This is a genomic window from Streptomyces sp. NPDC048255 (assembly GCF_040652415.1).
Lineage (GTDB): Bacteria > Actinomycetota > Actinomycetes > Streptomycetales > Streptomycetaceae > Streptomyces.
Window position 1 is genome coordinate 1 of sequence record NZ_JBEZMA010000049.1, and the last position, 16,140, is coordinate 16,140.

At 68.5% G+C, this 16,140-nt stretch carries 19 protein-coding genes and 2 pseudogenes; 9 read left to right on the forward strand and 12 right to left on the reverse strand.

Features of this window, described 5'->3' with window-relative positions; translation table 11 throughout:
* Window positions 1–284: 284 nt before the first annotated feature.
* Window positions 285–680, reverse strand: a pseudogene (locus AB0D94_RS28825) (DNA-3-methyladenine glycosylase); the annotation flags it as partial.
* 68 nt (window positions 681–748) lie between these two features.
* Between AB0D94_RS28825 and AB0D94_RS28830 the strand changes: the two are divergent.
* The 5 genes from AB0D94_RS28830 to AB0D94_RS28850 all read left to right on the forward strand — a co-directional run bounded on the left by AB0D94_RS28830 (window position 749) and on the right by AB0D94_RS28850 (window position 4,536).
* The gene (locus tag AB0D94_RS28830; RefSeq protein ID WP_362057359.1) at window positions 749–2,197 is read left to right on the forward strand and encodes a recombinase family protein; all 1,449 of its coding nucleotides are present in this window, start codon (window positions 749–751) and stop codon (window positions 2,195–2,197) included.
* Between the two features lie 254 nt (window positions 2,198–2,451).
* Window positions 2,452–2,658 (forward strand): hypothetical protein, encoded by a 207-nt coding sequence (locus tag AB0D94_RS28835; protein ID WP_351184895.1) that lies wholly within the window; start codon window positions 2,452–2,454, stop codon window positions 2,656–2,658.
* Window positions 2,642–3,166 carry a DUF6879 family protein gene (locus tag AB0D94_RS28840; protein WP_362057362.1) on the forward strand — a complete coding sequence of 175 codons (525 nt, stop codon included), beginning with the start codon at window positions 2,642–2,644 and terminating at the stop codon, window positions 3,164–3,166. The genes AB0D94_RS28835 and AB0D94_RS28840 overlap by 17 nt, the downstream gene beginning before the upstream one ends.
* Entirely contained in the window at window positions 3,163–3,996 is an 834-nt protein-coding gene (locus tag AB0D94_RS28845; protein ID WP_362057365.1) for a helix-turn-helix transcriptional regulator, read from the forward strand. The genes AB0D94_RS28840 and AB0D94_RS28845 overlap by 4 nt, the downstream gene beginning before the upstream one ends.
* Before the next feature lie 291 nt (window positions 3,997–4,287).
* Window positions 4,288–4,536: a hypothetical protein gene (locus AB0D94_RS28850; RefSeq protein WP_362057368.1), complete on the forward strand. Its 249-nt coding sequence runs from the start codon at window positions 4,288–4,290 to the stop codon at window positions 4,534–4,536.
* 35 nt (window positions 4,537–4,571) lie between these two features.
* Here the strand turns inward: AB0D94_RS28850 and AB0D94_RS28855 are convergent, their stop codons facing one another.
* The 6 genes and pseudogenes from AB0D94_RS28855 to AB0D94_RS28880 all read right to left on the reverse strand — a co-directional run.
* Window positions 4,572–5,159, reverse strand: a complete 588-nt coding sequence (locus AB0D94_RS28855) for a recombinase family protein (protein ID WP_362057371.1) — start codon at window positions 5,157–5,159, stop codon at window positions 4,572–4,574.
* A gap of 771 nt (window positions 5,160–5,930) precedes the next feature.
* Window positions 5,931–6,263: a hypothetical protein gene (locus AB0D94_RS28860; RefSeq protein ID WP_362057374.1), complete on the reverse strand. Its 333-nt coding sequence runs from the start codon at window positions 6,261–6,263 to the stop codon at window positions 5,931–5,933.
* Window positions 6,264–6,597: 334 nt separating this feature from the next.
* On the reverse strand, window positions 6,598–7,050 hold the full coding sequence (locus tag AB0D94_RS28865) for a hypothetical protein (protein WP_362057377.1): 453 nt from the start codon (window positions 7,048–7,050) through the stop codon (window positions 6,598–6,600).
* A 205-nt stretch (window positions 7,051–7,255) separates the two neighbouring features.
* Window positions 7,256–7,945, reverse strand: a complete 690-nt coding sequence (locus AB0D94_RS28870) for an SMI1/KNR4 family protein (RefSeq protein ID WP_362057380.1) — start codon at window positions 7,943–7,945, stop codon at window positions 7,256–7,258.
* Window positions 7,946–8,216: 271 nt separating this feature from the next.
* Window positions 8,217–8,828 (reverse strand): DNA-3-methyladenine glycosylase, encoded by a 612-nt coding sequence (locus tag AB0D94_RS28875; RefSeq protein ID WP_362057383.1) that lies wholly within the window; start codon window positions 8,826–8,828, stop codon window positions 8,217–8,219.
* Window positions 8,829–8,842: 14 nt separating this feature from the next.
* Window positions 8,843–9,100: pseudogene (locus AB0D94_RS28880) on the reverse strand (DNA-3-methyladenine glycosylase); the annotation flags it as partial.
* Window positions 9,101–9,217: 117 nt separating this feature from the next.
* On the opposite strand from AB0D94_RS28880, the gene AB0D94_RS28885 reads away from it, so the two are divergent.
* The 3 genes from AB0D94_RS28885 (at window position 9,218) to AB0D94_RS28895 (ending at window position 11,309) form a co-directional block, all read left to right on the forward strand.
* Window positions 9,218–10,000, forward strand: coding sequence for a sporulation protein (locus AB0D94_RS28885; protein ID WP_362057386.1), 783 nt, complete (start codon window positions 9,218–9,220; stop codon window positions 9,998–10,000).
* 122 nt (window positions 10,001–10,122) lie between these two features.
* Window positions 10,123–10,656 carry a YbhB/YbcL family Raf kinase inhibitor-like protein gene (locus AB0D94_RS28890; protein ID WP_362057389.1) on the forward strand — a complete coding sequence of 178 codons (534 nt, stop codon included), beginning with the start codon at window positions 10,123–10,125 and terminating at the stop codon, window positions 10,654–10,656.
* A 149-nt stretch (window positions 10,657–10,805) separates the two neighbouring features.
* Entirely contained in the window at window positions 10,806–11,309 is a 504-nt protein-coding gene (locus tag AB0D94_RS28895) for an HNH endonuclease (RefSeq protein WP_266937479.1), read from the forward strand.
* A gap of 93 nt (window positions 11,310–11,402) precedes the next feature.
* Here the strand turns inward: AB0D94_RS28895 and AB0D94_RS28900 are convergent, their stop codons facing one another.
* The 4 genes from AB0D94_RS28900 to AB0D94_RS28915 all read right to left on the reverse strand — a co-directional run bounded on the left by AB0D94_RS28900 (window position 11,403) and on the right by AB0D94_RS28915 (window position 14,628).
* Complete coding sequence (locus AB0D94_RS28900; RefSeq protein WP_362057393.1) at window positions 11,403–12,173, reverse strand: sulfite exporter TauE/SafE family protein; 771 nt, start codon at window positions 12,171–12,173, stop codon at window positions 11,403–11,405.
* Window positions 12,174–12,276: 103 nt separating this feature from the next.
* Window positions 12,277–13,263 carry an SPFH domain-containing protein gene (locus AB0D94_RS28905; protein ID WP_362057396.1) on the reverse strand — a complete coding sequence of 329 codons (987 nt, stop codon included), beginning with the start codon at window positions 13,261–13,263 and terminating at the stop codon, window positions 12,277–12,279.
* An 84-nt stretch (window positions 13,264–13,347) separates the two neighbouring features.
* Window positions 13,348–13,779 carry an NfeD family protein gene (locus tag AB0D94_RS28910; RefSeq protein WP_362057399.1) on the reverse strand — a complete coding sequence of 144 codons (432 nt, stop codon included), beginning with the start codon at window positions 13,777–13,779 and terminating at the stop codon, window positions 13,348–13,350.
* A gap of 54 nt (window positions 13,780–13,833) precedes the next feature.
* Window positions 13,834–14,628, reverse strand: a complete 795-nt coding sequence (locus AB0D94_RS28915; RefSeq protein WP_362057402.1) for an ABC transporter ATP-binding protein — start codon at window positions 14,626–14,628, stop codon at window positions 13,834–13,836.
* Window positions 14,629–14,761: 133 nt separating this feature from the next.
* Between AB0D94_RS28915 and AB0D94_RS28920 the strand changes: the two genes are divergently transcribed.
* Window positions 14,762–15,541, forward strand: a complete 780-nt coding sequence (locus AB0D94_RS28920; protein ID WP_362057405.1) for a hypothetical protein — start codon at window positions 14,762–14,764, stop codon at window positions 15,539–15,541.
* A gap of 341 nt (window positions 15,542–15,882) precedes the next feature.
* On the opposite strand, the gene AB0D94_RS28925 is transcribed toward AB0D94_RS28920, so the two are convergent.
* On the reverse strand, window positions 15,883–16,128 hold the full coding sequence (locus tag AB0D94_RS28925) for a chaplin (RefSeq protein WP_362057504.1): 246 nt from the start codon (window positions 16,126–16,128) through the stop codon (window positions 15,883–15,885).
* Window positions 16,129–16,140: the final 12 nt, after the last annotated feature.

Here is a 16,140-nt window from a genome sequence, read left to right on the forward strand (position 1 = left end):
GTTCTTCGTTTCCGACTCTATCAGACTCTTTCGTGTCCGATTCCCGGTCGAAGCGGGTTTCGCTTTCCAGGTTTCCGCTTTCGCGTTTCCCTTTCGGCGTGCCACCACATTAGCGCTTTTCCCTTGCGGCTCATAATCGAGCCGCCGGCCGGGAATTCGGGCATGCCGAATAGGACCCCGCCAGGGGTAAGTCGTAGGTAGTGGGTTGGCCGCTCCGGAGGTCTGCTGACAGCAGTGCCCCGTTCAAGCGGCTCGGGCTACGTTAGGCGTCCGCCAGGGCCGAGTCAAGTTGAGCGGCGGCGCGGCGCGTGGGCGCGGTACGGGCTCACCGTCGGGTCGTGCGTGATCCAGAAGCGGTAGGGGTGGGCCGCGCCGGCGCCGCCCACTCCGGTGCGCGGGCCGCTGCTCACCAGGTCGGGTGAGGTGGACGTGCCCGCGAGGAGGGACAGGGGGGAATCGGGGCCCCCGCAGAGGTCGGTGCCGTCTAGGGAGCGGTCCACGTCCAGGGCGGTGGCCAGGCGGGCCGGGCCTTTGGCCAGTTCGCTCCGGTTTCTGGCTGACAGTCGCCGTTTGGCGGCCAGGTCGGCGCCCACGGTGATCTCGCCCGCGCGCAGCAGGACCCCGCTCGCGTGGTCCGCCGGGCCGCACACCAGGTTGAGGCTGAACCACATGCCGTAGGTAACTCACTAGGCATGTACGTCGTTAGTCCGGCAGCATCGGCGAAGCGACGACAAGCAGGAGACAGGCAGTGCGAGCGATCATCTACGCCAGGCTCAGCCCCACCCCGAGGGGCGAAGAATCCAAGGGCGGGAACCTGACACAACAGGTCGAGCTGAGTCAGGCGCTGTGCGACCGGAAGGGCTGGTCAGTCGTAGCCACGATCGTTGAGAAGGACACGTCGGCTTCGACGAAGCGGGGAACCAAGCGGAGCGCCGAGTGGGAGCGCGTCAAGGCTCTGGTGGAGGACGGCAAGGCAGACGCCATCGTGTCCCGCCACTACGACCGTATGTACCGCACCCCCTGGGATCTTGAAGACCTGGTGGACCTGGCGGAGGCGACCGGCGTCACGCTGGCCGCCGCGCAAGCTCAGGGAGTGCTCGACCTGTCCACTCCATCCGGCCGCCTCGCTGCTCGCATCGGTGCTGTGGTGGCTCGCAACGAGACCGAGATGCGAGTAGAACGCCAGGTACTCGGACACCAGCGGCGCAGGGAGTCGGGGAGGCCCTTCTGGAGTACTCGCCCGTTCGGCTTCGAGCGGGACGGCAGGCACCGAGAAGCAGAGGCGGAAGCCCTGCGGCAGGCGTACCGGGATGTCCTGGCCGGCGTCACCCTCTGGTCCATCGCGAAGGACTGGAACACACGTGGACTGCTCTCGCCACACGGCAAGGAGTGGCGCAGCTCGAACCTTCGGGTCGTCCTCTTGAAGCCGAGGAACGCGGGAATCCAGACGTACTCGCAGTGGGTCGAGAAGCCGGACGGGATGCGCGTGCGGCGGACCGAGGAGACCGGGGCGGGCAACTGGGAGGCGATCGTCTCCGAGGGCATATTCCGTGCCCTGGTCCGCCACCTTAGCGACCCCGAGCGCAACACTGGCGGCGGCGGCAAGCGCAAGGCCCTGTTGTCCGGCGTGGTCCGCTGCTCTAAGTGTCAGGCCGTCGTCACTCAAGGGTGGAGCAAGAAGAACGCGGCAGGAGAGCGGTACCGCATCTACACCTGTTCGGGTAGCCGGTGCATCACCTGCCCGGCGGACCCGCTGGACTCCTTCGTGGTCAGGAAGGTCATCGACAGGGCCGAGGAGTGGAACGCGGCACCGGCCACTGATGCCGCAGACGAGGAGCGAGAGGCCGAACTGTTGGCCGAGGAGACGGCCGCATCCGAGAGGCGCACCGCCCTGGCGGAGATGTTCGCCGTAGGGGACATCGACGCGTCGACCCTGCGGGCGGGCATCGGCAGGTGCGACGCGGAGCTGACCAAGATCCGGGCCGAGCTGGCAGACCTGGCATCGCAGCGGGTGCGCGTCGACCTGGGCGACATCGAGTACCTGTGGGAGGAGCTGGACTACGAGGACCCCGACCGCATCGACTACGTGCGGACCGTCGTCATGCAGGTCTGCGAGCGAGTCGAGCTGATGCCGCGCGGTCGAGGGGTCCGGTCCTTCAAGGGCGAGCACTGCCGGATCACGTTCCGGAACCCCTGAGATCCGCTGCCGGAGAGCTGAGCCGGCGGTCGCGCTCAACGAGTACGGGCCCTGTCTGACGCGAGTCGGGCAGGGCCCTTCGTCATGCCCGGCGAGGGAGGGGCCGGACATCCCTCAGAGCATCTGTGCGCCCCTCTCTCCTCAGTTCATGCAACAACGTGCATGAGTCACGTCCGTGCATGGACGGCTATGAGTGGCCCCCGTACGGTCGTCTCAGGCGGCCCAACCGGGCTGGCAGGTCAAGGGGGTTCCGCATGGCACGCGAAGAACTGACTCGGCTCACTGGCAACGGCAACGGCACGTGTGGAGAGGATGACTGCCCGAACGTCTACCGCACCACGTCTGGCTCCATCGTGGTTCAGGGCGACGTGTCCGATGCCTTCACTCCCCCGCAGGGGGAAGGGCTCGTGGAGATCCCCGAGAGTGTTCTTCGGGAGGCTGTTCGTGCTCTTGGATGGTGAGGAGTGGCGGGCGATGCTCCGCGGCTTCCAGTCGGAAGCGTGGCGGCTGGAGGCCCTGCCCCAGTACCTCGTACCGCAGGAGTCGGACGAACTCGCAGCCTTCAGGGCAGGCAGGCGCGTCGACCCGGACACGTACTCGTCGGCTTACACGGAGGACCTGAAGCGTCTGCGCGGCGAGGGCAAGAGCAAGGGACGCGTGCACGTCCTGACTCGACCGCTCTCCGAGTACCTGCGCTTCGAGTTCTCCCGGTACTACGCCCCGCACGTGCTCGCCGGGGAGGACATCCGCATCCTTGACGTGACCGAGCGAGGGAACCCGTTGCCGGATGTCGAGGACTTCTGGATGTTCGACCGCTCGACGGTCGTTCTCATGAAGTACGAGGACGACGGAACGCAGATCGGCCGGGAGCTGTACGAGGGTGACCCTGCTCCGTTCGTCGAGTGGCAGCGCATCGCCGTTGCCGAGTCGGTTCCCTTCCTGGAGTACGCGGAGCGCGTGACGGAGTGACGTTCGAAGCTGAGCAGCTCGGCGAGTCTGGTACCGAACTCGCCTCTCTGCTCCGGGACCTGCGCAAGCGAGCCGGCCTCTCAGGGGACCGGCTCGCAGCGCGCTGCAACATGTCCCAGTCGAAGGTGTCCCGCATCGAGAACGGCCGCACACGGCCGTCCCTGGTCGACGTCGAGCAGATCTTGCGAGCACTGGAAGCTCCGCCGGAGCTGATCGCCAAGGTCTCCGCCCTTGCCAGGATGGCGAACACCGAGTGGCGGAACCTCCGGGAACTCCGGCGCAAGGGGCTCGGTACGAGACAGGCCGAGCTGAAGTCGCTCGAAGCGTCCTCTACGCACATGCGCTACTTCCTGCTCTCGATGGTCACCGGGCTGCTCGCGACACCGGAGTACGTACGGGCGAGCCTTGCCCACTCGCCGGCCGATACGAGCAAGGCCGTAGCGGGGAAGCTCGGACGGCAAGCCGTCCTCTACGACGCCTCGAAGCGGTTCACGTTCCTTCTGACCGAGCAGGCGGTTCGCTGGCCGGTCGTTTCCCCGCTGGCACTGGCCGAGCAGATGGACCGGCTGGCGTCCCTGTCCTACCTCCCGAACGTTGAGATCGGGGTGATCCCCGTAGGGGCAGCGACGCCCCGAACCCCTCTGAGTACGTTCACCATCTACGACGCCGCGTTGGTCACCATCGAGACGACGGCGGGAAGTCTCGTACTCCGCGACGGCCGGGATATCCAGGCGTACCTGAAGGAGTTCGCCGGGTACGAGGAACACGCCCTCTTCGACGAAGACCTCCGGGCACGGCTCGCCGAGTGGTCCGCCGCTTGCCGCGCATGACTTCAGTCGACTACGCGACTGAAGCGCCATCCCGTACGCACCCCGGGGGATCATCCTTCGGCAAGCGAACAGTCGGGAGGTCGCACGGATGAGCACACCCAAAACGACGATGGACGGGCCGGTACACCTGACCCTTCCCTCTGCACCGCCCGACCCTGTGTCGGGTTGTCGTGAGTGCCTTCGGTACGCGGTGGCTCGCGCGAACGCCACGTCGGTCGGGGATCAGTCACAGGTGTCGGACGTAAACGTGGGCCTGCGGGCTCACCTCCGGAACGAACACCAGGGGCGCTGATGGCGCGCACGATCCTGCGGTTCGTGACGCACCGGATCACGCAGCATCCGGACACGGACGTGACCTTCGAGGCGGAGTGCCTGCACTGCAAGTGGAAGGCGGAGCCCTCGACGGACAGTGCGACGGTCGACGTCGAGTGCATGAGTCACACCGGCCTGAGCAACCATCGCGGGTTCCGGCGGATCTGTACGGCGTTCGCCATGGTGGTGCGCACCGAGCCGGACAGACGACAAGGGCCCCCGGCGTAGAGCCGAGGGCCTGTCTGCACCGCTGCGCTCCTGTCTCAGGTGTGCTCTCCCAGGTGCCGGTACAGCGTGGCGCGGGAGACGCCGAGGGCCTTGGCGATGGCACTGACGCTCTCTCCCCTGGCCTGCCTGGCACGAGCCACGGTGAGTACGTCCTCGTCCACCACGGACGGACGGCCGCCGGTACGGCCCTGGGCCTTGGCTGCGTCGAGTCCGGCGCGGGTGCGCTCCTTGATGAGGCTGCGCTCGAACTCGGCCATGGCTCCGACCACCTGAAGCATGAGACGGCCGTCCGCCGTACCGGAGTCGATGTTGGCCAGTGCACCCGTGAGCACCTTGAACCCGATACCGCGCTCTCGAAGGGTGTCGACCATGGTCACAAGGTCGATCAGCGACCGAGCGAATCGGTCGAGCTTCCACACGCACAGGGTGTCGCCAGGTCTGGCGTAGTCCAGTGCGGCCGTGAGCTCTGGTCGGTTGGTGTTCTTGCCGGACGCCTTGTCCTCGAAGATCCGGGCGCACCCTGCGGCCGTCAGTGCGTCCCGCTGCAACTGCGCTTCCTGGTCATCGGTCGAGACGCGGGCGTATCCGATGAGCTGCCCCGGGGACGTGGTGATCTCTGCCATGGCGAGACTGTCTCAGAACTCATCTCAAAAGATCAAGCCCGAGATGGAAGTTTCGAGACGGGTTTTGAACAGGGTTGCGCCCCCGCAGGGGGGCTCCCAGCCTCTCGTCTCACAAACCTTGGTTTTCGAGACGGCCCTACCTGGTCACGCTGCGCCATGCTCGACGGCCAGCAGCGCCGGAGTGAGGCGACGGCAAGGGGGGGTGGGGTATGACCCCCTGGCGGGTCCTTGCTCGACCGCCATGTCTTGGCAGCCAAGATTCCGCCACGGTTTCAGGGTCGGTCCGCCTGCACGCACACCGCCACTGCGGGAGCGTACGACCTGGTCGCAGCCTTGCCCTGCCCTTGCTGGCGGCGGCGGAAGGCTGCAAGGAACAGGGCCTTACGGCTGTGGCTGTGGGGCGCGGCAGCGCCCCCTGGTCTCGCTGGCTTGCTCCTGGCGGCCCCTTCCGGGGCCGCACTGCCGTAGACCACGTGCGACTGTGGCGGCCGGAAGGCCGCCCCCTGCCGCTTCTCTCTTCGCCGGTGAGGCTTGGCGCTTCGGCCCCAAGGGGCCGCCCTACTGCTGACCACTTCCGCCTGTGCCGGCCTACCGGCCGCCCCTCCGCTACTCCTTGCGAGTGTTGCCGATGGCTTACCAAGAAGATTAAGAAGGGCAGCACATCACCGCAGGTCACAACCCTGCCCTTACACGTGTCGCATGTCGTTGGCTGCCCGATCGGCACGCCTCACGTGTCGCGGGCATGCCTGATCGACACGTCCCGCCTGTGAGCTACGGCCGGAACCTCTTGGCCTTGCGTATGCCGTGCTCATCGCAGGTTGTGTCCCCGATGCCCTTCTGGAAGTGGAACACCGGGAGTATGAGGCACCGGCGGTTGGACTCCGTCTCGATGAAGCCCCACCCCTTCGCCTTGCGCACATGGTTGTTCAAAGCGTTGTTGCTGGGCACCTTGCCGTCCCTGTCGGCAAGGATCTTGTTCAGCTCATCCGGCGGGAACTCCGCGTGCCCGATCTGGTTGGCCCATCCCATGGCCGCGTACTCGACGCGGTGGGCGTAGTCGAAGCGTGGATCGCGTGCCCGCCGCTTGTACTGCTCTTGAGACACAGCGGCGAAGTCGCCTTCGAACTGAAACGGGAGACGTCCCACTGGGCAGTCCCTTCCTGTGAGGCGCACACGGGTGCGCCAGTGACCCCCGCCGGATGGCGGGACATGTGCCTCCCTTTCGTTGCGGGGGTGGACCGGGCACTGATGGCGCGGTCTCTCTTCACAGGTAGACGCCCAAGCCTTCGGGCCTGGACTCGGTCTCGTGCGGTCGGGAGCGACTACGGCGACTTGGCCGATGGACCTTACACGAAGCAGGGAGGACCCCGTTCAGGGGGCCCTCCTGTGTGGTGCTGCTACTTGGCCTGCCTGGCCAAGTGGCGCGCACATCCTTACTTCAGTGGAACCAGACGACGAGACGTACGTTCTCCGCGCCGTGGACTTCACTGAGTATGCGCATGACGCGCCAGACCCGGCCCCAGTCGGTGTCGATCCCTGCGGCTGAGGCGCGGGTTCGTGTGCCTGAGGCGTTGGTTTCCTGCCAGTCCGTGGTGTCAAGCTCGGCCCAGGTCAGCCAGGTGGTGCCGTGCACATCGTGGGGGCCGCCGTAGCCGGCGAACTCATCTCGCAGCCCATCCGAGGCGTCGTCCGGGAAGCCACGATCTTCCGCCAGGGGACGGAAGCCGTAAGAGTTCCGGATTCCGAAGAGGCAGGCCAGGCCGTCGTAGGCGTTGCCCCTGTTGAGGAGGAAGAGATCGATGCCGACGTCCCATACGGAGTCCTCATCGTCGGGTCCCCATAGGCGGGCCCCTGGCCGGCATTCGATCATTCCGCTGACGTCGGTAGACATGGAGAGATCCTGCCTGCGCAGGCCAGGGGCCAGCACTTCCTTTTCCCGCGCGTGCGTACGCAGCCCGGTCGTCCAGTTGTGACTTGGCGCCGCAGCTGGCCCATCCTGACAGCTGCAACGCAAGTTCCAAGAGATCGCTGACCTGCCGAGATCCCTTAAGAGACGATGGCTGGAGCAGTCGGCCGGGGCGGGGCACGGTGTGGCGTCAGGTGGTCCCAGGTTCCTGCTGTGCAGTGAGCTCGGCCGCTTCGAGCCAGGCGGTGTACCAGCGGGCGAAAGTGACCGGCCTCCCGCCGTCATCGAGCAGCGGGACGAGGTCGGCATGGTCTGCGCGGCAGTCGGACCAGATGGTTCCGCGGTGCGTGCCACTGATGATCAGCCACTCCCTCTGGGCGCAGCCGAGGTGCGAGATCACGATCGCCCCGGCGGTGCGCTCCGGGGCGAACATCACGGCATCCCAGCGTTCGTCCCATGCCTCGATGGCGTCGTCGAAGTCCTCGATCTCCTCGAAGTCCTCTTCCTCGGGACGTTCGGCAAGGAGTGCGTCGAGGAGCTCAGGGTCGGGGCCGTGGTCAGGAAAAGGCTGGGCGAGCGTGGCCAGGTCAGCCAGATCGGCGCCGTCCCCTTCCCAACGCCAGCGGCCTTGCACGCGACGCACGGGGAAGAGCCCGTAAGCGGGACCTGCGCCGCCGGCGCCTACGCAGGTGAGGAAGTCCCGGTAGTCCTCCGGCAACCGCACACCCACCTGCGCTTCGAGCTCGGCAAGCGCGTCATCCGCCAGCGGATCTTCCAAGACCCACCGGTGCCCGAGCGAACCGAACACCTGGCCGCTCGCCGACTGGGCACCCAACGCGGCGACACGCTGGCGCACACCGTTCCACAGTTGATCAACCATGCGCTGACCGTAGGCGGAGCCAGTGACAACCACCCGGCCGGGCCATTGCAGGCCGCTAGGCCAACTACGACGCTCAGCAGGCCAAGTAGGTGCGAAAAGGGGCCAGGTAGACCGCTAAGTCTCACCCACCCTTCCGGCCCAAGTCGGCGCACGTCGGCAGCCGCGCAACCGGCAGGAACGCGCCACGCGCCACGCTCGCGGGCGATCACCCGCCTTCCGGCCAACTTCCATGCTGACCCGCTGGCGAGCCGCGAGAAAGGCGCACAGCGGCTCAGACTCCGGTGGGCGGCTTGGCTCGCGGGCTCAGTCGGTACGCCGAGACCGTCGGATCGTCGGCGATGTAGAAGCGATGCTGCCAGTCGTGGGCTTTGCTCACCCCCACCCGTGGGCCGACCCGGATGAGCTCAGCGGGGATCGGCTCGCCCTCGGAGAGAACGACCGAGGTGCCCGTCAGCAGGTCTGCGCCGTTGTGCTCTGCCGTGATGCCGAGCGCCTGGCCGAGGTTTCCCGGACCTCGGGCGAGACGTGGGCTCTCGACCCTTTCCCCGCGTCGCTTGCGTGCCAGGTATTCCCCCTCGATGACCCTGCCCGCCCGGATGAGCACACCCGAGGCGATGCCGTCCGTCCCGGTGACGACGTTGGCGCACCAGTGGAGTCCGTGGGACCGGTAGACGTACAGGTGCCCTGCTGGTCCGAACATGACGGCGTTACGGGGTGTCTGGCCTCGGTAGGCATGGGAAGCCGGGTCGGCCTCACCGGAGTACGCCTCGGTCTCCGTGATGGCGATGCTCACGGTACCTTCGGGGGTCTTGCAGGTGAGGACGCTCCCGAGCAGCTTGGGGGCGACCTCTGCGGCTGGGTGGGCAAGGAAGTCGATGTTCATGCTGACCGCCTTGACATGCCGTAGATGAAGTAGACGTACGCGTGTCCGGGCGGACCGAACATCGATGCGTTGCGGTTGGTGCGGCCCCGGTAGGCGTGGGAGCCCGGATCGGCCTCCCCCTCGTACGCCTCGACCTCCGTGATGCGCAGTTCGATAGGGCCTTCCGGGGTGCGGCGGACCAGGGTGCGGCCGAGGATGTCCGGGGCCACGGTGAGGACCGGGCGGTCGAAGAAGGACCGGGGCAGGGGCGTACGGTCAGGTCGCGCGCTCATCCGGTCGAGCGTAGTGGAACGCCTACACCTGCAACCGGGGCCTAAGGTTCCGCGTTGGTAAGGGGTAGTCGCGACGTAGTCGCCAGATCCTTAGATCCGTAGCAGGGGAGTTTGAGCATGGGGTTCAGGAAGCTGTTCGCGAGCCTGGGTGCCGGTGGTGCCTCGGTGGACACGGTCATCACCGAGCCGAACGTCGTCCCGGGCGGCATCGTCCAGGGCGAGGTCCGGATCCAGGGCGGGTCCGTGGAGCAGCAGATCGAGGGGCTGTCCGTCGGGCTGCAGGCGCGGGTCGAGGTCGAGGGCGGTGACCAGGAGTACAAGCAGGACATCGTCTTCAGCAAGCAGCGCCTCGGCGGTGCCTTCCAGGTGCAGGCGGGCGCGCTGCACGTGGTGCCCTTCGGGCTGGAGATCCCGGCGGAGACGCCGATCACCCACTTCGGGGGTCAGCACCTGCACGGGATGAACATCGGGGTCAGCACCGAGCTGGAGATCGCGCGCGCGGTGGACGCCGGCGACCTGGACTCGATCCACGTGCACCCGGTGCCGGCGCAGCAGGCGATCCTGGATGCCTTCCGCCAGCTGGGCTTCACCTTCCGCAGTGCGGACATGGAGCGCGGTCACATCCGCGGTACGCGCCAGACGCTTCCCTTCTTCCAGGAGATCGAGTTCCTGCCGCCGTCGCAGTACCGGGGGCTGAACCAGGTCGAGCTGACCTTCGTCTCGGACGGCCGGGAGATGGACGTGGTCCTGGAGATGGACAAGAAGCCGGGGCTGTTCAGCGAGGGCAGTGACACCTACCGCTGCTTCCAGGTGGGCCTGCAGTCGTACCAGGAGACCGACTGGGCGGCGTACCTGAACCAGTGGATCGCGTCCGTGGGGTCGCAGCGGAACTGGTTCTGACCGGTTCCGTGCGTTGGGCTCCGTCGTTGCCTCGTTCCGTCGTTGCCTAATGCCGTGGGATCACGGCGGCAGCCCCTAAGCTCCGGGGCGGACCCTTTTCGATCACCCAGGAGGTTTCCGTCGTGTCCGAGCTGAAAAGGCCGCCGCTCCCGCATGATTTCCACCCCGAGGTGCACGCCTTCACCGTGACGAGCGCCGATCTGGCTCCGGGTGCGGAACTGGACGACGCTCAGGTCAAGTCGGGTGGCGACCTCTCGCCCCAGTTGCGGTGGGAGGGGTTCCCGGAGGGGACGAAGAGCTTCGCCGTGACGTGCTTCGACCCGGACGCGCCGACGGGCAGCGGGTTCTGGCACTGGGTGCTCTTCGATCTGCCGGTCTCGGTCACCGAGCTGCCGGCCGGGGCAGGCAGCGGCGCGTTCGAGGGGCTGCCCGCGGGCGCCGTGCAGGTGCGCAACGACTACGGGACGAAGGGCTTCGGCGGGGCGGCGCCACCGGCCGGGGAGCGGCACCGGTACGTGTTCACCGTGTACGCCGTGGACAAGGAGAAGCTGGGCCCCGATGACGGGGCGTCTCCCGCCGTCGTCGGGTTCAATCTGCGGTTCCACACGCTCGGGCGGGCCCAACTCATCGGTGAGTACGAGGGTCCTGTCGGCTGATTCTTCGCACAGCGTTTGCCCGGTCCTGGTCTAAAGACGGCCAGGACCGGGCATTTTTATTGCGTTGTCCCGCGTGGCGCGCGCGACCAGAGTGGTTGCGGGCCCCGCCGCCACAGTGGTCGCGGGCCTGCACACGGGAGGTGGGCGAGATGCGGGACACGCTGGTGCTGAATGCGAGCTTCGAGCCGCTGTCGACGGTGACCCTGAACCGGGCGGTGGTCCTGGTCCTTCAGGACAAGGCCGTCGTCGAGCAGTCCCATCCCGAGCTGCGTGTGCGCGCCGCCACCATGGAGCTTCCGATGCCCCGGGTGATCAGGCTCTGCAGGTACGTCCGGGTGCCCTTCCGAAGACATGCTCCCTGGTCGCGGAGGGGGGTGCTGGTCCGGGACCAGCACCGGTGCGCGTACTGCGGGAAACGCGCGACGACCGTGGACCACGTACTTCCGCGGGCCCAGGGGGGCGGGGACACCTGGCTGAACACGGTGGCCTCCTGTGCCGAGGACAACCACCGCAAGGCGGCCAGGACTCCGGAGGAGGCGGGGATGCCTCTGCTCCGGAAGCCCTTCGTGCCGTCTCCGGCCGATGCCATGCTGCTCGCCCTGGGAGTGGCGGGGCGGGACGCGCTGCCGGACTGGCTGGAGCGCTCGGCCTAGCCCGGACGCGCTCCCGCCGCGTTCCCGACGGCTCGTGTGCCCCGTCCGGGGCCTTGTCCGGCCCCGCTGGGCGACGTATCTCTGCTACGTCGCTCAGCGGACGAGCAGCTGGACGATCGCGAGGATTCCGACCGTCACGATGACCGCGCGCAGGACGTTCGGCGGGAGGCGGCGGCCGACCTTGGCGCCGATCTGGCCGCCGATGGTGGAGCCGACGGCGATGAGCAGGACGGCCGTCCAGTCGAACTCGGCGACGAAGAGGAAGAGGACGGCCGCGATGCCGTTCACCATCGCGGCGAGGACGTTCTTCACCGCGTTGACGCGTTGCAGGTCCTCGCGGAGCAGCAGGCCCATCAGGCCTATGTAGAGGACGCCCTGGGCGGCGCCGAAGTAGCCGCCGTAGGCACTGGCGAACAGCATGCCGCCCATCAGCGCGGGTCCGCCGTCGGGGTGGCCGGTGTCTCCGCCCGCGGCGTCCTGCCGGCGGCGCAGGGCCTTGGCGAGGCGGGGCTGGACGATGACGAGCACGAGGGCGAGCCCGATGAGGACGGGCACGATCGTGTCGAAGGAGTCGGACGGCAGGGTGAGGAGCAGGACGGCGCCCGCGAGTCCGCCGACGAGTGAGACGGCGCCGAGGCGCAGGATGCGCGAGCGCTGGCCCTGGAGCTCCTTGCGGTAGCCGATGGCCCCGCTGATCGCGCCGGGCACCAGGCCGAGGGTGTTGGACACGTTGGCGGTGACCGGCGGCAGGCCGGTGGCCAGCAGCACCGGGAAGGTGATGAGCGTGCCGGAGCCGACGATGGTGTTGATGGTGCCCGCGCCGATGCCGGCGGCGAAGACCGCGAGTGATTCCCAGATGGACATGGGCTGGGTCGTCCCCTTTGCATGAGTGAGTCGCCTCCCCGCCATGAAGGTCGAGGGGCCTCACTGATCATGCAGGAGGGGACGGTCCGTCCGTGGCCCGGGGTCAGTCGATGGGGGGCTGTTCGCGGCGGTCCGCGGCGTCCTTGTCCCGTGCGGCGGGGATGCCGCCGCCGTCCTTGCCGGAGTTCTGCGGGTTGAAGCCCGAACCCCCGCCCATGGGGCCGAAGTTGCCCATGGCACCGGAGAGGCCCTTGAGGGCGTCGCCGATCTCGCTCGGCACGATCCAGAGCTTGTTGGCGTCGCCTTCGGCGATCTTCGGGAGCATCTGGAGGTACTGGTAGGCGAGGAGCTTCTGGTCGGCGTCGCCGGCGTGGATGGACTCGAAGACCGTACGGATGGCCTGCGCCTCGCCCTCGGCGCGCAGGGCGGCGGCCTTGGCATCACCCTCGGCGCGCAGGATGGAGGACTGCTTCTCACCCTCGGCGCGCAGGATCTCGGACTGCCGGACACCTTCGGCCTGGAGGATCGCGGCGCGCTTGTCGCGGTCGGCGCGCATCTGCTTCTCCATCGAGTCCTGGATGGAGGTCGGCGGCTCGATGGCCTTGAGCTCGACTCGGTTGACGCGGATGCCCCACTTGCCGGTGGCCTCGTCGAGGACGCCGCGCAGGGCCGCGTTGATCTCCTCGCGGGAGGTCAGGGTCCGCTCCAGGTCCATGCCGCCGATGATGTTGCGGAGGGTGGTGACGGTGAGCTGCTCGATGGCCTGGATGTAGCTGGCCACTTCGTACGTCGCCGCGCGTGCGTCGGTCACCTGGTAGTAGATGACCGTGTCGATGTTGACGACGAGGTTGTCCTGGGTGATGACGGGCTGCGGCGGGAAGGGGACGACCTGTTCGCGGAGGTCGATCCGGTTGCGGATCGAGTCGATGAACGGGACGACGATGTTGAGGCCCGCGTTGAGGGTGCGGGTGTAGCGGCCGAACCGCTCGACGATGGCGGCGCTGGCCTGCGGGATCACCTGGATCGTCTTGACCAGTGCGATGAAGACCAGAACCACCAGAATGATCAGGACGATGATGATCGGTTGCATGCGGTTCCCCGTGCCCTTCCGGCTGTCTGTGCTGCCCCGTTGAGCGGAGTCTCGCAGACCCGGGGGCTGCGAGCAGGCTGCTTGTCACATCACGACGGCGGTGGCCCCGTCGATCTCCACGACGTCCACGGACTGGCCCGGTTCGAAACTGCTGTCCGCGTCGAGGGTGCGCGCCGACCAGATCTCGCCGGCGAGCTTGATGCGGCCGCCGCTGCCGTCGACGCGTTCGAGGACGACGGCGCTCCTGCCCTTCAACGCGTCGATCCCGCTGCGGTGTTGGGGCCGCTGGTCGCGGTGGCGGTTGGCGATGGGCCGTACGACGGCGATGAGGGCGACCGAGACGATCACGAAGACGAGGACCTGCGCCACCACTCCCCCGCCGAGGGCCGCCGTGACGGCGGCCGCCACCGCGCCGACGGCGAACATGCCGAACTCCGGCATCGCGGTGAGGACGAGGGGAATGCCCAGTCCGACCGCGCCGATCAGCCACCACACCCATGCGTCGATGTCGTCCACATGGTCATGGTAGGTCGGTGGGGCGCGGTCCGGACAGGGTGCGGGGGCCGGGTACTACCTCAGGGGGAGGCCCTGGGCGGTCCAGCGGTCGTTGCCGTTGCGCTCGACGATCAGCGGGAGACCGAAGCACAGCGAGAGGTTGCGCGAGGTCAGTTCGAGGTCGATCGGTCCGGCGGTGACGACCTTGCCCTGACGGATCATCAGGACGTGGGTGAAGCCGGGGGCGATCTCCTCGACGTGGTGAGTGACCATGACCATGGAGGGCGCGAGCGGGTCGCTGGCGAGGCGGCCGAGGCGGCGTACGAGGTCCTCGCGGCCGCCGAGGTCCAGGCCGGCGGCGGGCTCGTCGAGGAGCAGCAGCTCGGGGTCGGTCATCAGGGCGCGGGCGATCAGCGTGCGCTTGCGCTCGCCCTCGGAGAGGGTGCCGAACTTCCGGTCGAGGTATTCCGTCATGCCGAGGCGGTCGAGGAAGGCGCGGGCGCGCTGCTCGTCGATGTCCTCGTACTCCTCCTGCCAGGTCGCCGTCATGCCGTAGGCGGCGGTCAGGACGGTCTGCAGGACGGTCTGCCTCTTCGGGAGCTTGTCGGCCATCGCGATGCCGGCCATGCCGATGCGGGGGCGCAGCTCGAAGACGTCCACCCGGCCGAGGGTGCTGCCGAGGACGGTGGCGCTGCCCTTGGTGGGGAACAGGTAGCTGGAGGCGAGGTTCAGCAGGGTGGTCTTGCCGGCGCCGTTGGGGCCGAGGATCACCCAGCGCTCGCCCTCCTTGACCGACCAGGAGACCTGATCCACCAGAGCCCGGCCCTCGCGGACCACGGATACGTCCACCAGTTCCAGAACATCGCTCATGAGCGTGTTGTCACCCCTTGCAGTCACGGTTCTCTGTGCGCCGGTAGACGCAGCCCCAGGGGAAAACCTACGCCACTGCGGGAGGGGTCCGGGGCCGGGGCCCGGTGCCGGAACCGATCCGTAAAGTAGGGGGATGCTTTTCGAACCACGTTCAGGGCGGCTGGCCGCCTGGGGGAACGCGCTGCTGGCCGGTCTGGTCTCGCCCGACGAGGCCGGTTCGTCGATCGTGGGCGAGGACGCCGTGCACCGGGTGGTGGGGCTGCCGGGGGAATCGGGACCTGTGGGGCTCACGCTGGCTCTGGGGCGGATGCGGGCGCTGGGGGTCACCGGCCTGCGGGTGGCCCTGCCTGCGCCGGGGCATCCGCTGGGGCTGAGCGGGCCGCCGGAGTTCAACGCGCGGGCGCTGGAGGCCGAGGAGGCCGTCGTCGCGGTGGGGGCGGCGCTGGGGCTGGTGCCGGAGGTGGCGGAGGCCGGGCCCGCGGGTGACCTGCACGTGTCGGTGACCTGGCACTGCCTGCCGGTACGGGAGGCACCCCCGGCGGACGTGCCGTCGCTGAGCGAGGCGGAACGGGAACTGGCGGAGGCGCTGCGCGAGGCGACCGAGGTGCTGACCCGGCTGGACGTGGCGGGCTCCGGCCCGGTGGCGGAGGCCGCGCTGTCGGCGTACCGGGCCCGGGCGGAGGCGGGCGGCGAGGTACTGGCGCCGGGGTATCCGCCGCGGGCGGTACGGGTGCTGGCGCTGGCGCAGCGGGTGGACCTGCTGGTGTCGCTGGCGTACGAGAACGGGCACGGGGGCGCGGTGGCCGCGTCGGAGATGGCGGCGCGGGCGGAGGCCTTGCGTCCGGTGGAGCGGGTGGCTCGGCGGGCGCTCGTCGCGGCGTACAACTCGGCCGTTGAGGAGCGTGGGCGGTAGGGCTTGGCCGGCGGGTCCGGCCGTGCCTTTGGCTGGGGTGGGGTGGGGGCTGGGCTGCGCCGGATGGGCCGGGCTGCGCCGGGGCTCCTGGGGCTCCGCCCCAGACCCCGCGCCGCAAACGCCGGCGGGGCTTGATATGTCCCGGCCTGATGTGCCGGGCCCCGGCTTGAGGTGTGAGGCCCGGGCTTGATGTGCCGGGCCCGGAATGCCGCGGCCCCGCTTCCCGGGGAGAGGGGGGAAGCGGGGCCGGAGCAGTGCGCCTGCCCCGTGGGTCCTCGCCGCCCGCCGGACGGAGTCCGGCGCAGCGGTGCGAAGCCTGCGGAGCAGTGCGAGCAGCGCAATCAGGCGTTGACGCCCGTGTTGCCGAAGGCACCGTTCAGCAGGCCGATCACGGTGACCGTGTTGCCGACCACGTTCACCGGGACGTGCACGGGGACCTGGAGCAGGTTCCCGGAGGCCACGCCGGGCGAGTTCAGGGCCTCGCCCTCCGCCGACGCACCGCCGTGCGCCGAGGAGACACCGGCGCCGGCGGCGAGGAGGCCACCCGCGATCATGGTGACGGTGGCGGCCTTCTTGAAGTTCTTCACGTTCTCGTCCTC

Bases quoted from the DNA above. Each gene is read 5' to 3' on its own strand.
- AB0D94_RS28900 (WP_362057393.1), bottom strand. From the start codon at position 12,173: ATGTCCATCTGGGAATCACTCGCGGTCTTCGCCGCCGGCATCGGCGCG.
- AB0D94_RS28870 (WP_362057380.1), bottom strand. From the start codon at position 7,945: ATGGTTGATCAACTGTGGAACGGTGTGCGCCAGCGTGTCGCCGCGTTG.
- AB0D94_RS28875 (WP_362057383.1), bottom strand. From the start codon at position 8,828: ATGAACATCGACTTCCTTGCCCACCCAGCCGCAGAGGTCGCCCCCAAG.
- AB0D94_RS28905 (WP_362057396.1), bottom strand. From the start codon at position 13,263: ATGCAACCGATCATCATCGTCCTGATCATTCTGGTGGTTCTGGTCTTC.
- AB0D94_RS28835 (WP_351184895.1), top strand. From the start codon at position 2,452: ATGGCACGCGAAGAACTGACTCGGCTCACTGGCAACGGCAACGGCACG.
- AB0D94_RS28895 (WP_266937479.1), top strand. From the start codon at position 10,806: ATGCGGGACACGCTGGTGCTGAATGCGAGCTTCGAGCCGCTGTCGACG.
- AB0D94_RS28920 (WP_362057405.1), top strand. From the start codon at position 14,762: ATGCTTTTCGAACCACGTTCAGGGCGGCTGGCCGCCTGGGGGAACGCG.
- AB0D94_RS28915 (WP_362057402.1), bottom strand. From the start codon at position 14,628: ATGAGCGATGTTCTGGAACTGGTGGACGTATCCGTGGTCCGCGAGGGC.
- AB0D94_RS28865 (WP_362057377.1), bottom strand. From the start codon at position 7,050: ATGTCTACCGACGTCAGCGGAATGATCGAATGCCGGCCAGGGGCCCGC.
- AB0D94_RS28855 (WP_362057371.1), bottom strand. From the start codon at position 5,159: ATGGCAGAGATCACCACGTCCCCGGGGCAGCTCATCGGATACGCCCGC.
- AB0D94_RS28885 (WP_362057386.1), top strand. From the start codon at position 9,218: ATGGGGTTCAGGAAGCTGTTCGCGAGCCTGGGTGCCGGTGGTGCCTCG.
- AB0D94_RS28850 (WP_362057368.1), top strand. From the start codon at position 4,288: ATGGCGCGCACGATCCTGCGGTTCGTGACGCACCGGATCACGCAGCAT.